General features: G+C 55.9%; 13 protein-coding genes. 9 read left to right on the top strand and 4 right to left on the bottom strand.

From position 1 onward, the window contains the following. Nucleotides 1–48 precede the first annotated feature (48 nt). From fhuA to hrpB, 3 genes are all read right to left on the bottom strand, one after another. Nucleotides 49–2,253 carry a ferrichrome porin FhuA gene (gene fhuA / locus RDN66_RS15530; RefSeq protein WP_035891944.1) on the bottom strand — a complete coding sequence of 735 codons (2,205 nt, stop codon included), beginning with the start codon at nt 2,251–2,253 and terminating at the stop codon, nt 49–51. Between the two features lie 304 nt (nt 2,254–2,557). Further along, nucleotides 2,558–5,092, bottom strand: a complete 2,535-nt coding sequence (mrcB, locus tag RDN66_RS15525; RefSeq protein ID WP_202216450.1) for a bifunctional glycosyl transferase/transpeptidase — start codon at nt 5,090–5,092, stop codon at nt 2,558–2,560. Between the two features lie 122 nt (nt 5,093–5,214). Further along, nucleotides 5,215–7,644 (bottom strand): ATP-dependent helicase HrpB, encoded by a 2,430-nt coding sequence (gene hrpB, locus RDN66_RS15520; protein ID WP_202216451.1) that lies wholly within the window; start codon nt 7,642–7,644, stop codon nt 5,215–5,217. 73 nt (nt 7,645–7,717) lie between these two features. Between hrpB and thpR the strand changes: the two genes are divergently transcribed. From thpR to panD, 9 genes are all read left to right on the top strand, one after another. Continuing rightward, nucleotides 7,718–8,251 carry an RNA 2',3'-cyclic phosphodiesterase gene (gene thpR / locus RDN66_RS15515; RefSeq protein WP_202216452.1) on the top strand — a complete coding sequence of 178 codons (534 nt, stop codon included), beginning with the start codon at nt 7,718–7,720 and terminating at the stop codon, nt 8,249–8,251. A gap of 12 nt (nt 8,252–8,263) precedes the next feature. Beyond that, nucleotides 8,264–8,986, top strand: a complete 723-nt coding sequence (gene sfsA, locus RDN66_RS15510) for a DNA/RNA nuclease SfsA (RefSeq protein WP_035891940.1) — start codon at nt 8,264–8,266, stop codon at nt 8,984–8,986. Between the two features lie 156 nt (nt 8,987–9,142). Beyond that, the gene (gene dksA / locus RDN66_RS15505) at nt 9,143–9,598 is read left to right on the top strand and encodes an RNA polymerase-binding protein DksA (protein WP_035891939.1); all 456 of its coding nucleotides are present in this window, start codon (nt 9,143–9,145) and stop codon (nt 9,596–9,598) included. Between the two features lie 68 nt (nt 9,599–9,666). After that, the gene (gluQRS, locus tag RDN66_RS15500) at nt 9,667–10,557 is read left to right on the top strand and encodes a tRNA glutamyl-Q(34) synthetase GluQRS (protein WP_202216453.1); all 891 of its coding nucleotides are present in this window, start codon (nt 9,667–9,669) and stop codon (nt 10,555–10,557) included. A 61-nt stretch (nt 10,558–10,618) separates the two neighbouring features. After that, nucleotides 10,619–12,016 carry a polynucleotide adenylyltransferase PcnB gene (gene pcnB / locus RDN66_RS15495; RefSeq protein WP_202209294.1) on the top strand — a complete coding sequence of 466 codons (1,398 nt, stop codon included), beginning with the start codon at nt 10,619–10,621 and terminating at the stop codon, nt 12,014–12,016. After that, nucleotides 12,013–12,492 (top strand): 2-amino-4-hydroxy-6-hydroxymethyldihydropteridine diphosphokinase, encoded by a 480-nt coding sequence (folK, locus tag RDN66_RS15490; protein ID WP_202216454.1) that lies wholly within the window; start codon nt 12,013–12,015, stop codon nt 12,490–12,492. The genes pcnB and folK overlap by 4 nt, the downstream gene beginning before the upstream one ends. A 119-nt stretch (nt 12,493–12,611) precedes the next feature. Then, nucleotides 12,612–13,403, top strand: coding sequence for a 3-methyl-2-oxobutanoate hydroxymethyltransferase (gene panB / locus RDN66_RS15485; RefSeq protein WP_035891935.1), 792 nt, complete (start codon nt 12,612–12,614; stop codon nt 13,401–13,403). 121 nt (nt 13,404–13,524) lie between these two features. Beyond that, on the top strand, nt 13,525–14,373 hold the full coding sequence (gene panC / locus RDN66_RS15480; RefSeq protein WP_202216455.1) for a pantoate--beta-alanine ligase: 849 nt from the start codon (nt 13,525–13,527) through the stop codon (nt 14,371–14,373). Nucleotides 14,374–14,636: 263 nt separating this feature from the next. After that, nucleotides 14,637–15,017, top strand: coding sequence for an aspartate 1-decarboxylase (gene panD / locus RDN66_RS15475; protein WP_035891933.1), 381 nt, complete (start codon nt 14,637–14,639; stop codon nt 15,015–15,017). 124 nt (nt 15,018–15,141) lie between these two features. Here the strand turns inward: panD and RDN66_RS15470 are convergent. Further along, nucleotides 15,142–15,242: IS1 family transposase (locus RDN66_RS15470; RefSeq protein WP_000641146.1), on the bottom strand; the 101-nt coding region annotated here is incomplete at its 5' end.

Below are 15,242 nucleotides of genomic sequence, written 5' to 3'. Positions count from 1 at the left end.
AACCGTCAACATGTTAAAGGGCGCGGAAAATCCGCGCCCTGGAGGTGGTTAGAAACGGAACGTTGCGGTAGCAACAACCTGACGCTCTGCGCCCCAGTAGCATGCATATTCGCTATAGCAGCTGGAGACGTATTCGCGGTTGAACAGGTTATTGACGTTAACGGCAACAGACGAACCCGGCAGGCCGAAGCGGCCCAGATCGTATTTCACCATTGCATCGGCTACGGTATAACCGGCCACGTTAAACGCTTCATTTTTCTGCGCAGTCACGTTTTTGTAGTAGCTCACGGTTGAACCGGTATACCGCACACCCGCACCGAAGGTCAGGCCACTCAACGCCGTATCGTAGAAGGTGTAGTCAGTCCACAGAGATGCCTGATTACGTGGTACTTCTGCCGGACGCTGACCATTGAAGGTTGTATCTTCAGTGTATTCGGCATCGGTATAGCTATAGGCAGCCGTCACATTAATATTTTCGTTAACCGCTGCTTTCGCTTCTAATTCAATACCACGAGAGCGAATTTCCCCAGTCTGAACGCTATACCAGCCTGTAGTATCATTCGGATCGGAGGTCAGGTTCTTATTCTTGGTTAACTGATATACCGCTGCGGTCAACACGACTGGCATATCTTTAGGTACGTACTTCACGCCAGCTTCATACTGCTTACCACGAGAAGGATCGAATGGCTTACCTTCTTTGGTCGAGCCAGAAGTCGGTTCGAAAGATTCGCTATAGCTGAAATACGGGGAAATACCATTATCAAACAGATAGTTCAAACCACCACGCCAAGTGAACTGCTGGTCGTGATTCTGCGCCAGAGAGCTGCTGGAGCGGGTCAGGGTTGAAGCCATCGCATAGTCATAACGACCGCCCAACGTCAGCACCCATTTATTCCACTCCATCTGATCCTGCGCATACAGACCAGTCTGCTCCATACGGTTAAGTACGGCATAGTGAGACGTAATCTTGACGTCAGGATTGCCATACTGCGGATTACTCATATCCAGGGCACTGGCATCGCCATACAGCGCATCGACATCGTTACGCATGCGAGAATAGTCAACGCCAGTCAGCAGCGTATGATCAACATCGCCCGTGGCGAAGTTGGACTGCAACTGCGTATCAACAGTGAAGGCATTGAGGTTCTCGTCAGAGCGCACATACTTGCGCTGGATCTGGCCAGGATTGATATAGCCATAACCATATACCGAACGGTAGAGAGTTTTCACTTGATCGTAGCGCAGGTTCTGGCGCACGGTGAAGGTATCGTTGAACTCGTGAGAGAAGCTGTAGCCCACCATCTGCTGGCGGCGCTGCATTTTGTTATCTTTCTCGCCTTCATTGAAGTCGGTCGGCAGCTTGTGGGAATTGCCGTTCGCGTCAACGTAAGGAACAACTGTACCTTCACGCGGCAGCCAGCCGTAGTAACCCGCATCCGGATCGCTCTGGAAGTTACTCAGGAAAGTGAAATCTGTCTTATCATCCGGGCGCCAGCTGAAAGACGGTGCAATGGCGTAACGACTCGATTTCGCCATATCCTGCTGCGCATCCTGGCTGCGGCCTAAACCGGTCAGACGGTAAGACCATACGCCTGCATCATCGATAGCATCACTAAAGTCAAAACCGGTCTGCCAGAGATTATCAGTGCCCATCTTGAACTGAATTTCGCGCAGCGGTTCAGTGGTCGGGCGCTTGCTGACCATGCTCACGATACCGCCTGGGTTGCTGTTGCCATACAGCACAGAGGTTGGCCCGCGCATCACTTCAACGCGTTCCAGGAAATACGGGTCCATCGAAATTTCAGAGTAGTTATTGCCCTGAAGCTTCATACCATCCAGATACTGGTTGGTGTTAACCGTCGTCGGCGAGGTAAAACCACGAATGGAAACCACATCATAAGTTGATGAGCTGCCGCGGGTGGAGAAAACGCTTGGCGTATAGGCCATCGCATCTTTAACCGTCGCTGGCTGACGGATATCCATCTCTTGACGGGTAATCACCGAAACAGACTGTGGCGTCTTCTCAATCGGCGTATCCGTTTTGGTTGCCGTCGCGGAGTGCTTTGCCGCAATCGTTGCCGCCGGCCCCCAGGCACTTTCCTGAGCCGCCGGAGCTGCGGTGACGGTGATGGTTTCTTCTTTTGGTTTTTCTGCAGCCTGTGCATAGACAGACATGCCGCTAACCGCCGTGGCTACTACAACCGCGAGTTTACGCAGCGAGTGGGTTGGCTGAGCAGTTTTAAAACGCGCCATTGGTATATCTCTGATGAAGTGAATGATAACGTAAACGAGAATTATTATTATAACGATGGGAATAATAGGTCATGCATTGCACGCATAGCAAGCGATATAAGTCCCTACCAGAATTAAGGGGTTAAGAATTAAACAGATGAAATAATGGCGTTAAGAAAAAGAAAAAACTTAGGGATAAAAAAGCCCCTGCGCAAGGCTGGGGCTTAGTACTGATACGATGATGCTGTGATTGGCACCGAGCGATCCCGGAGTCGGCGTAAACGCCTCGTCCGGGCTACAGCTGGGTATAATGCCGGGTGCAACTTTAATTGCCGCCGAACATATCCTTAATCCAGCCCGCTACGCCGTCGCTGTCTTTCTTCTCCTGCGCTGGCGGCTGCTGTTGCTGCTGCTGCGGTTGTGAAGAAGACGAGTCAAACGGGTTCGCTGACTGCTGCTCGATAGCCTGCTGGCTCTGCTGACAGAGCGAATCCGGATCGGTTGTCCAGACCGGCAGCATACGCGTGCCCCCGCCGCCGCAGACGAAGTTACCGCCGTCGTCCACGCCCATGTTCACCACATCTTCCGGCGGCGTCAGATCCAGCGCGATAGGCGACTGGGTTTCCAGATAACGCTGGTAGATAGACATCGCACCGCTGGCACCGTACAGCTTGGTTGGCTGGTTATTATCGCGGCCTACCCAGGTGATCACCACTTCACGACCGTCAATCCCGGCAAACCAGGTATCGACGTTGTTGTTGGTGGTCCCGGTTTTCCCTGCCAGATGCAGGTTCGGGTATTTCGCACCCAGCTGACGACCAGTACCGCGCTGCACAACCTGCTGCATAGTCCACAGCGTCAGATAAGCCGCCTGTGCCGGAACGGCACGTTCAGCCTGCGGGTAGCTCTGGTACAGCACGGTACCGTCTTCCGCAATCACCGAACGCAGCGCCGATAATGGCGCACGGTTACCGCCGCTGGCGATGGTCTGGAACGCCTGCGCCACTTCAATCGGCGTCAGGTTCAGCGCCCCCAGCAGCATCGCCGGAACGGCGTTAAGCTGATCTTTCGGCGCGCCCAGTTTCAGCCAGGTATCGGTGACCGCTGGCAGACCCAGCGCCATACCGAGGTTAACGGTTGGCACGTTCATGGAACGCGTCAGCGCATCCACCAGCATCACCTGACCGCTATAGCGACGGTCATCGTTCTGCGGTGACCATACTTGACCATTCGGCTGACGCAGCGCAATTGGCGCATCGGCAATCCAGGTGTTCAGACGATACTGGTTCGGCTGGCTTAACGCCGTTAGATAGGTCGCTGGCTTAGCCAGAGAACCAATCGAACGACGCGCCTGCATCGCGCGGTTGTAGCCCGCAAACTGCGGTTCAGCACCGCCAACCATCGCCCGCACTTCACCGCTGAAGCGGTCGACCACAACCATTGCGGTTTCAAGGTCGCTGAGTTTGCGCTGTTTCTTCAGCACCGGAATGCCGTCGGTTGCCGCTTTTTCTGCCGCATCCTGCGCCACCGAGTCGAAGGTGGTAAAGATCTTCACGCCGGAGAGATCTTTCACTTTATCGCCCAGCTTAGCCTGCAGCTCCTGACGAACCATCTGCATAAACGCTGGCTGCGGTGAAATCACCCCGCCGCGTGGCTGTACGCCCAGCGGACGCGCACTCAGCATGTCGTAAAGCTCTTGATCGATGACCTTCTGCTGTTGCAGCAGGCGCAGGACCAGGTTACGACGCTCCAGCGCCAGTTTCGGGTTACGCCACGGGTTGTAAACCGATGCCCCTTTCACCATGCCCACCAGCAGCGCCTGCTGGTCAAGGCTCAGCTCTTCCACCGGACGACCAAAGTAGTACAGGCTCGCCAGCGGGAAGCCGCGAATTTCATTGTCGCCGCTCTGACCGAGGTACACCTCGTTCATATACAGCTCAAGAATGCGGTCTTTGCTGTAGCGGGCGTCCATGATCAGCGCCATGTAGGCTTCGTTCGCTTTACGCCAGTAGGAACGCTCGCTGGAGAGGAACAGGTTCTTCACCAACTGCTGGGTCAGCGTACTTGCCCCCTGCACCGTTCTACCCGCGGTCAGGTTCGCCAGCACTGCGCGTCCCATTGAGTAGAAGCTAATACCGTCGTGCTCGTAGAAGTGACGGTCTTCGGTCGCGATAAGCGTATCGATCAGCAGATCCGGGAAGCCACTGCGCGGCACAAACAGACGCTGCTCGCCGTTTGGCGAGGACATCATGGTGATAAGGCGCGGATCGAGGCGGAAGAAACCGAACTGGCGGTTGCTGTCCAGGTTCTCGATGGTTTCCAGGTGATCGCCAGAGAAGGTCAGACGCGCGCGCACCTGCCCTTCTTTACTATCCGGGAAATCGAACGGGCGACGGATCATCTCAATGCTGTTCGCCTGCACGGTGAATTCACCGGGCCGCGTCATCGCCGTGACCTGGCGATACTGGGTCGCCGTCAGCAGCTGCACCATCTCTTTTTTGCTGATCGGCATATCCGGCTCAAGGCTCACCATGCGGCCATAAACCGCCGCCGGAAGCTGCCAGACTTTACCGTCAATGCGGCTGCGGATTTTTTGATCCAGATAGACGCCATAAATGGCCATCAGCACGGCAAAAACGATGCCCAGCTTTACCAGGAACCAGAACCAGCGGTGTTTGCCGCGCGGTTTCTTGCCCTTTCCGCCGCCTTTACGCGAGCGAGGCTTTTCATCGTCATAGCCATCATCATCATAATCGTCGTCATACTCATCATCTCTGAGCTGTCGACGGCTTACCTTTTGCTTTGCCGGACGTGCAGGCTTGCCTTTACGTCCAATCGGCTCGCGGTCATTCCCCGCCATGCTTTCTCTCCGCAACATTCAGGCATAAAGGCCTGATTCTCAATTCTTCTGTCACGAGACAGAAGAAGATATCTCTCAATTTTATGCAACACGTTCCCTCTCCCACAGGGAGAGGGAGAAAATCACGAATACTTTTTCGTCCGCCGCGTTGGCGCGGTGTTTGCCGGATCGTCCGGCCAGACGTGCTTCGGATAGCGCCCCTTCATCTCTTTTTGCACTTCCCGGTACGCGCCCTGCCAGAACGCGCTTAAATCACGCGTAATTTGCAGCGGGCGCTGCGCCGGTGAGAGCAGTTCCAGCACCAGCGCAACCCGCCCTTCGGCAATCGTCGGCGTGCTGGCCTCACCAAACATCTCCTGCATACGCACCGCCAAAGCCGGAGGATTTTCATCATCATAGCGAATGGCAATCCGGCTTCCTGTAGGCACAGTGTAATGAGTTGGCAGCAAACTCACCAGACGTTGTCGTAATGACCAGGGCAACCACTCGAGCAGCGCCTGGTGAATATCCAGCGATTTCAATCCGCGCAGCGAGTGAACGCCGCTCATATGCGGCAGCAGCCAGCTTTCCAGCGCTGCCAAAAGCGACGCGTCATCTACCGCTGGCCAGGCATCTTCCGGCAGCCAGCGCGCGGCGCACTGTAGACGCAAGCGTAGCTGTTCCGCTTCGTTCGTCCAGTTGAGCACGCTTAATCCTTTCTCGCGAATACCGGTGAGCATCGCCCGATGCAGTTCCTCTTCCGACGGTTTCGCCAGCGGACGCACGCTCAACGTCAGCTGGCCAATCTGGCTTCGGCGCAGCGCTTTCAGCGTGCCCTGGGTATCATCCCATTCAATGGTGTCAGATTGTTGAATCAGCTGCGGGCAGCGCGCCACCAGCGCATCAATATCCAGCGCGCAGGCTTGCAAGATTCGCGCATCCGGCGAGGCATTGCCCTGTAACAGCAGCGGCGCAATCAGCCACTCGTGGCGATTCAGTGCATCGTCGGCGTCTAGCATGGCCCCCATGCCGTTAGCAAGCTGATAGCGCCCTTCCTGCCCGCGTCGGCGGGCGATACGGTCGGGGAAGCCCTGTGCCAGCAGCGCGGGAATCGCGTCGCTGTCCGGCTGCCCCGCCCGGCGCTTCAGGCGCTTACAGAGCTGTTGACTACGCTGCTGCCACGACCCCTGCGAACGGGTAAAAGCCTGCATGAGATCGCCGCTGCCGCCGCGTGGGGGCTCTTCCAGAATGGCCGCCAGCCGCGCCGCCGTAGCGACTTCATCGTCGCTATCTGCCGCCACCAGCATCGCCGCAAGGCGTGGATCGTTCCCCAGCGCCGCCATTTTCTGCCCTTTCGCCGTTAAGCGCTCGTCGGCCAGCGCCCCAAGCTGCGTTAACAGACGACGCGCCGCCGCCAGGTTCACCGCGGGAGGCGTATCCAGCCAGCTCAGCTGCGACGGGTCGTTACAACCCCATTGCAAAAGTTCGAGCAGCAGCGAGGAGAGGTCGCTTTGCAAAATTTCCGCTTCGCTCTGCGCCGTCGCACGCTCGGCCTGATCTTTTGCCAGCAGATGCACGCACACGCCGGGCTCCAGACGCCCCGCACGCCCGGCGCGCTGGGTCATTGAGGCCTGACTGACGCGCTGGGTTATCAGGCGCGTCAGTCCGCTGCGCACATCAAAGCGCGCTACGCGCTCCTGGGCGCTATCCACCACTAAGCGGATACCTTCGATGGTCAAGCTGGTTTCAGCAATATTGGTCGCCAGCACTACCTTCCGCTTGCCCTGCGGCGCGGGAAGTATCGCCCGGCGCTGCTCGCTGAGCGGCAGTGCGCCATATAGAGGACAGAGCAGGACATCGTCGGCCACGCGCTCCGCCAGATGGTTCTGCACTCGCTGAATTTCACCCACGCCGGGTAAAAAGAGCAGCAGCGAACCGCTTTCATTGCGCAGCAGCTCCGCCGTCGCGATGGCCACCGCCTCATCAAAGCGCTGGTGCGCGGGCAGCGACTGATAGCGACGATCCACCGCAAACGCACGACCTTCGGAAATTACCACAGGCGCATCCGGGAGCAGACGTTGCAGCTTGTCGTTATCAAGGGTGGCCGACATGATCAGCAGCTTGAGATCATCGCGAAGCCCCTGCTGAACGTCCAGCAGCAGCGCCAGCGCGAGGTCAGCCTGCAGGCTTCGTTCGTGAAATTCATCGAGGATCACCAGCCCTATTCCCGACAGCTCGGGATCGTGCTGGATCATACGCGTCAGGATCCCTTCGGTCACGACCTCTAATTGGGTAGCTGGCCCCACGCAGGTTTCCGCACGCATACGGTAGCCGACCGTTTCCCCTGGCTTCTCACCCAGCAGCTCAGCCAGGCGCTGCGCGACATTGCGGGCCGCCAGACGGCGCGGCTCCAGCAGCAAAATGCGCCCGTTGATGCCGCCATCGCGTAAAATTTGCAGCGGCAGCCAGGTGGATTTACCCGCACCCGTTGGCGCGTTCAGCAGCACCTGCGGTGATTGCTGTAAGGCATGAAGGAGTTCAGGAAGGATGCTTGCGACCGGCAACAGGGACACGAATGGCTCCAGAGGGTTAACATTAAACGGCGGACATTGTAGCATCGCCTCAATTCATAACCGAGTCCCCACCATGTCAGAGTCAAAAAGGCTGTTTTTCGCCGTTGAGATCCCAAAGCCTATCCAGAAGCAGCTGGTGCAGTGGCGTGCCGATAATTTTCCTGCCGATGCCGGGATACCCGTCGTCGCGTCAAATCTGCACATCACGCTGGCGTTTCTGGGGGACGTGAGCGAGGAAAAGCAGCGTGCGCTGGCCGCCATGGCAGGACGTATCCGTCAGCCGGGTTTTACGCTGAATCTGGATGATGCCGGACAGTGGCTGCGCTCCCGCGTTGTATGGCTTGGCACGCGTCAGCCGCCGCGCGGGCTGCTACAGCTCGCCAATATGCTTCGCGCTCAGGCCGCCCGCAGCGGCTGTTATCAAAGCCCGCAGCCGTTTCACCCGCACCTGACGCTGCTGCGCAACGCCGCACAGGCGGTGCCGATCCCCGCTCCCGGCTTTCTCTGGACGTTTCCGGTGACCGAATTTGTGCTCTACGAATCACGCTTTGTCCGGGGACGCACAAAATACACGCCGTTACAGCGCTGGACGCTCAACGAATCATAATAAGGAAAACGAATGAAGTTTACGCCACCGCTCAAGCACGCCACGCTGATTCAACGCTACAAACGCTTTCTTGCCGATGTGGTCACGCCGGAAGGTGAAACCTTTACGCTGCACTGCCCGAATACCGGCGCGATGACCGGTTGCGCCACGCCAGGCGATACCGTTTGGTACTCCACTTCAGAAAATACCAAACGGAAATATCCACATACGTGGGAATTAACTCAAACACAAAAAGGGGCGTTCATCTGCGTCAATACGCTACGGGCAAATACGCTGGCAAAAGAGGCCATTCAGGCCAATAGTATCCCCGAGCTGACCGGCTACAACATCCTGAAAAGCGAAGTGAAATACGGCGAAGAAAACAGCAGAATCGACATCATGTTACAGGCAGATGATCGTCCCAACTGCTATATTGAAGTGAAGTCAGTCACACTTGCGGAAAATGAATTTGGCTACTTTCCGGATGCGGTGACCGTGCGCGGACAGAAGCATTTACGCGAGCTGATGGGCGTAGTCGCTAGCGGCGAACGCGCTGTTTTACTGTTTACTATCTTGCACTCAGCCATTGAATATTTCTCTCCTGCACACCATATTGATGCTAAATATGCACAACTGCTTATTGAAGCACAAAAACAGGGGGTGGAGATTTTGGCTTATAAAGCGGAACTTTCTGCCGATAATATGACTCTGATATCGCCGTTACCCATTGCGTTATCACCGGGGGTATCTGCATAGAAAGTGTTCGGGCTGCGGCGCAAATACGCTTTTCCTCACAGCATTGTCAAGTGTTACGTTTAGATAATTGCCATGTGGAAAAGCATCTGTTATTTATAGCGGCCTGATTTTTCCCCCGAACACGGGGATCGATAGTGCGTGTTAAGGAGAAACAACATGCAAGAAGGGCAAAACCGTAAAACATCGTCCCTGAGTATTCTGTCCATCGCAGGGGTGGAGCCGTACCAGGTGAAACCGGGCGAAGAGTATATGAACGAAGCCCAGCTGGCGCACTTCCGACGTATTCTTGAAGCATGGCGTAATCAACTTAGGGATGAAGTCGATCGCACCGTTACTCACATGCAGGACGAAGCTGCAAACTTCCCGGACCCGGTAGACCGTGCCGCGCAGGAAGAAGAGTTCAGCCTCGAACTGCGTAACCGCGATCGTGAACGTAAGCTGATCAAAAAGATCGAGAAGACGTTGAAGAAAGTCGAAGATGAAGATTTCGGCTACTGCGAATCATGTGGTGTTGAAATTGGTATTCGTCGTCTGGAAGCACGTCCGACGGCTGACCTGTGCATTGACTGCAAAACGCTGGCAGAAATCCGCGAAAAGCAGATGGCAGGTTAAGAGAACGCTAACTCTCTATCTTCAAGGCGGGAATCTCTCCCGCCTTGTTGTTTTTTATTGCAATAATCATGTCGACACAACCTTATATAGGGCGATTTGCCCCTTCCCCTTCCGGTGAACTGCATTTTGGTTCGCTCATTGCTGCATTGGGAAGCTATCTACAAGCTCGTGCCCAGCAGGGTATCTGGCGAGTTCGCATCGAAGATATCGATCCTCCTCGTGAAGTTCCCGGTGCTGCAACCACCATTTTGCATCAGCTGGAACATTACGGCCTCCACTGGGACGGCGACGTCCTCTGGCAATCGCAGCGGCACGATGCCTATCGTGAAGCCCTCGCATGGTTGAAAAGCCAGAACCTGTGCTACTACTGCACCTGTACGCGCGCTCGTATTCAAAGCATAGGCGGCACCTATGACGGACACTGCCGTGACCTTAACCACGGCCCCGAAAACGCGGCCCTGCGTCTGCGTCAAACGCACCCGGTGACCGAATTCGCCGACCTGCTGCGCGGCACTATCAAGGCCGATGAACGTCTCGCTCGCGAAGATTTCATTATTCATCGACGTGATGGTTTGTTTGCCTATAATCTCGCGGTGGTGGTCGATGACCAGTTTCAGGGGGTCACAGAAATTGTGCGTGGTGCGGATTTAATTGAACCCACCGTACGGCAGATTTCGCTCTACCAGCAGTTTGGCTGGCAGGCACCTGACTATATTCATCTGCCGCTGGCATTGAATGAAGATGGTGCTAAACTTTCTAAGCAAAATCATGCACCTGCCCTACCAACCGGCGATCCACGCCCCGTACTTATCGAGGCGCTACGCTTTTTAGGCCAGGATATTCCGGCGCAATGGCAGGATTTCAGCACGGCGGAAATATTGCAAAATGCGGTCGCCAGTTGGTCGCTTGCACAGGTGCCCGAGACGGCGAAGATCAATCCGCCATTCTCAAATGCGTAATGCTGAGCTATGATTAGCCGCTATTTTTTTGTCCTGGATACTGATATTACCGAGGTGCACCATTTTTACCCGAGTCGCTAATTTTTGCCGCAAGGTGCTAAGCCGTGAGGAAAGCGAGGCTGAAAACGCCGTCGCTAAACCTGCTATGACCGTTATTCCGCGCGAGCAGCACGCTATTTCCCGCAAAGATATCAGCGAGAATGCCCTCAAGGTTCTTTATCGTCTGAACAAAGCAGGCTACGAGGCTTACCTCGTCGGCGGCGGCGTTCGCGACCTGCTGCTGGGCAAAAAGCCAAAAGATTTCGACGTGACCACCAGCGCCACGCCTGACCAGGTCCGCAAGTTGTTCCGCAACTGCCGTCTGGTTGGTCGCCGCTTCCGTCTGGCGCACGTCATGTTCGGCCCTGAAATTATCGAAGTCGCCACCTTCCGTGGTCACCACGAAGACGGCCAGTCCGATCGCACCACCTCACAGCGTGGGCAAAACGGCATGCTGCTGCGCGACAACATCTTCGGTTCCATCGAAGAAGACGCCCAGCGCCGCGACTTCACCATCAACAGCCTTTACTACAGCGTGGCGGACTTCACCGTTCGTGACTACGTTGGCGGTATGCAGGATCTGATCGACGGCGTGATTCGTCTGATTGGCGACCCGGAAACCCGCTACCGTGAAGACCCGGTGCGCATGCTGCGCGCCGTACGCTTCGCCGCGAAGCTGGATATGCGTATCAGCCCGGAAACCGCTGAGCCTATTCCGCGTCTGGCAACCTTAATGAACGACGTGCCGCCGGCGCGCCTGTTCGAAGAAGCACTCAAGCTGCTGCAGGCAGGCTACGGTTTCGAAACCTACAAGCTGCTGCGCGAATACAATCTGTTCCAGCCGCTGTTCCCGACCATCACCCGTTACTTCACTGAAGACGGTGATAGCCCGATGGAACGCATCATCTCTCAAGTGCTGAAGAACACTGATACCCGTATTCGCAACGATATGCGCGTAAATCCGGCATTCCTGTTCGCCGCGATGTTCTGGTATCCGCTGCTGGAGATGGCGCAGAAAATCGCGCAGGAGAGTGGGCTGGCCTATTACGATGCCTTTGCGCTGGCCATGAACGAAGTGCTGGATGAAGCCTGCCGTTCGCTGGCGATTCCAAAACGTATTACCACGCTGGTACGTGATATCTGGCAGCTGCAGCTGCGGATGTCCCGTCGTCAGGGTAAACGCGCCTGGAAGCTGATGGAGCATCCAAAATTCCGTGCGGCATACGATCTGCTGGCCCTGCGTGCCGAAGCCGAGCACAACGGCGAACTACAGCGTCTGACCCAATGGTGGGGCGAGTTTCAGGTGGTTGCGCCACCGGCTCAGAAAGATATGCTCAACGAGCTAGGCGATGAACCGGACACCCGTCGTCGTCACCGCCGTCCACGCAAACGCGCACCGCGTCGTGAAGGTTCCTCGTGACCCTCGCCTACATTGCTCTCGGCAGTAATTTAGCCTCTCCTCTGGAGCAGGTTAATGCTGCCGTACAGGCTATCGGCGATATTCCCGACAGCCGTATCGTGGCGGTTTCCTCGTATTACCGCACGCCACCGTTAGGCCCACAGGATCAGCCCGATTATCTGAACGCCGCTGTGGCGCTGGAGACCGCGCTTGCCGCCGACGAGCTGCTCAGCCATACCCAGCGTATCGAACTGCAACAGGGGCGTCAGCGCAAAGCCGAACGTTGGGGTCCGCGTACCCTCGATTTAGACATCATGCTATTTGGTCAGGAAATTATTCATACCGATAATCTGACCGTCCCGCACTACGACATGCACAACCGCGGCTTTATGCTGTGGCCGCTGTTCGAAATTGCCCCTGAGCTTATCTTCCCTGATGGCATCAGCCTGCGTCAGCGCCTTGATGCAGTGGCGGAAAACTGCCCTGCGCGCTGGTAGCGTGCCCTACCTTTTTTAGCGATCCCTGCTCTACCTGATATCGTTTGCCTAAAGTCATTGCCCCCCTGATTTCGGCTGTTAGAATGCCGGGTAATACGATCTTACCATCAGGGATTATTATGAAACCTACCACCATCGCTTTATTGCAGAAATGCAAACAAGAGAAAAAACGCTTTGCGACCATCACGGCATACGACTACAGCTTTGCCAAACTGTTCGCAGACGAAGGCATCAACGTGATGCTGGTTGGCGACTCTCTTGGCATGACCGTTCAGGGCCATGATTCCACCCTGCCTGTGACCGTTGAAGACATCGCTTATCACACTCGCGCCGTGCGCCGTGGGGCGCCGAACTGTCTGCTGCTGTCCGACCTGCCTTTTATGGCTTACGCCACGCCGGAACAAACCTTCGAAAATGCCGCCACGGTGATGCGCGCCGGGGCCAATATGATCAAAATTGAAGGCGGCGCGTGGCTTGCCGACACCGTCAAAATGCTGGCCGAGCGTGCGGTACCGGTCTGCGGCCATCTGGGGTTAACCCCGCAGTCGGTTAACGTGTTCGGCGGCTATAAAATTCAGGGTCGCGGTGACGCAGGCCAGGTGCTGTTGGATGACGCGCTGGCGCTGGAAGCCGCTGGTATTCAACTGCTGGTACTGGAGTGCGTACCGGTTGAGCTGGCAAAACGCGTCACCGAGGCGCTGTCGATTCCGGTTATCGGCATCGGCGCGGGCAATGTCACCGACGGACAGATCCTCGTGATGCACGATGCGTTCGGCATCACCGGCGGCCATATTCCTAAATTCGCCAAAAACTTCCTCACCGAAGCGGGCGACATGCGCGCCGCGGTACGGCAGTATATTGCCGAAGTAGAGTCCGGTGTTTATCCGGGTGAAGAACACAGTTTCCATTAATTTATCGGCCTGCTCGCCATTACGCCGCATGGTGGCGCTTCGCGCCCGATCCGGCCTATAACGGCACGCGTAGGCCTGATAAGCGAAGCGCCATCAGGCATCGTATTTAAGGAGTCTTGTTGTGTTAATTATTGAAACCCTGCCGCTGCTGCGCCAGCATATTCGCCGTTTGCGTCAGGAAGGTAAACGCGTTGCGCTGGTTCCCACTATGGGCAACCTGCACGACGGTCATATGACGCTGGTTGAAGAAGCCAAAACCCGTGCGGACGTGGTGGTGGTCAGCATCTTCGTTAACCCGATGCAGTTCGACCGTGTTGAAGACCTGGCACGCTATCCGCGTACGCTGCAGGAAGACTGCGAGAAGCTGAACAAACGTAAAGTCGACTTCGTCTTTGCTCCTGCGGAAAAAGAGATTTATCCGCAGGGCCTGGAAGGCCAGACCTTCGTTGATGTACCAGGCCTCTCCACCATGCTGGAAGGGGCAAGCCGCCCAGGCCACTTCCGTGGCGTATCAACCATCGTCAGCAAGCTATTCAACCTGATTCAGCCGGATATCGCCTGCTTCGGTGAGAAAGACTTCCAGCAGCTGGCGCTGATCCGCAAGATGGTGGCCGATCTTGGCTACGATATTGAGATCGTCGGCGTGCCGATTATCCGCGCCAAAGACGGTCTGGCACTCAGTTCCCGTAACGGATACCTCACCGCAGACCAGCGTAAAATCGCGCCAGGTCTGTACAAGGTGATGAGCCACATGGCAGAAAAACTGAAAGCCGGTGAGCGTGATCAGGGCGAGATGATTGCGATCGCCGAGCAGGAACTGAACGAGAAAGGCTTCCGCGCCGATGATATTCAGATTCGCGATGCCGATACCCTGCTCGACCTGACCGACAGCAGCAAACGTGCGGTGATCCTGATGGCGGCGTGGCTGGGCCAGGCGCGTCTGATTGATAACCAGAGCGTAGAGCTGTAGTTTTCGTGCCCTTTCCCGGCGGCGCTTCGCTTGACCGGGCTACAATCGGGCAGCCCGGACGAGGCGCATTAGCGCTGACTCCGGGGCGTCATTCTGCAATGACGATACCGTTTGCAGCAGGTTATGCGTGTCGATGCGCAATTAATCGTAAGCAAGGTTAATCGCATATGGACACCTGGTATAAATCGGGCAATACTGCCTGCGAAATTTCTCAAAGCAGTCGCGAACTGCTTTGTTTCCGTTAAGAATTAAAGGTAAACGCTATGATTCGCACAATGCTGCAGGGCAAACTCCACCGCGTGAAAGTCACGCATGCCGACCTGCACTATGAAGGTTCCTGCGCGATTGACCAGGACTTCCTCGACGCCGCCGGTATTCTGGAAAACGAAGCCATTGATATCTGGAATGTGAACAACGGCAAGCGTTTCTCCACCTACGCTATCGCGGCAGAACGCGGTTCGAAAATCATCTCCGTCAACGGCGCTGCGGCGCACAACGCTGACGTAGGCGATATCGTTATCATCGCCAGCTTCGTAACCATGAGTGATGAAGAAGCGCGTACCTGGCGCCCGAACGTTGCCTATTTCGAAGGCGACAACGAAATGAAACGCACCGCGAAAGCCATTCCGGTACAGGTAGCTTGAAGCAAATTGCGGGGACAGCCTGAGTCAGGTTATCTCCGCACATTTTATTCCATGTAACGGGACATCATAATACATTTAATAAATTAGTATAACCCGTCATCGTGTTATCGGTAATGACTCCAACTTACTGATAGTGTTTTATGTTCAGATAATGCCCGATGACCTTGTCATGCAGCTCCACCGATTTTGAGAACGACAGCGACTTCCGTCCCAGCCGTGCCAGGT

The sequence above is a fragment of the uncultured Kluyvera sp. genome (assembly GCF_902485085.1).
Classification (GTDB): Bacteria; Pseudomonadota; Gammaproteobacteria; order Enterobacterales; family Enterobacteriaceae; genus Kluyvera; species Kluyvera ascorbata.
The sequence above is the reverse complement of the archived record's forward strand: the minus strand, read 5'-3'. Positions and strand labels throughout refer to the sequence as shown.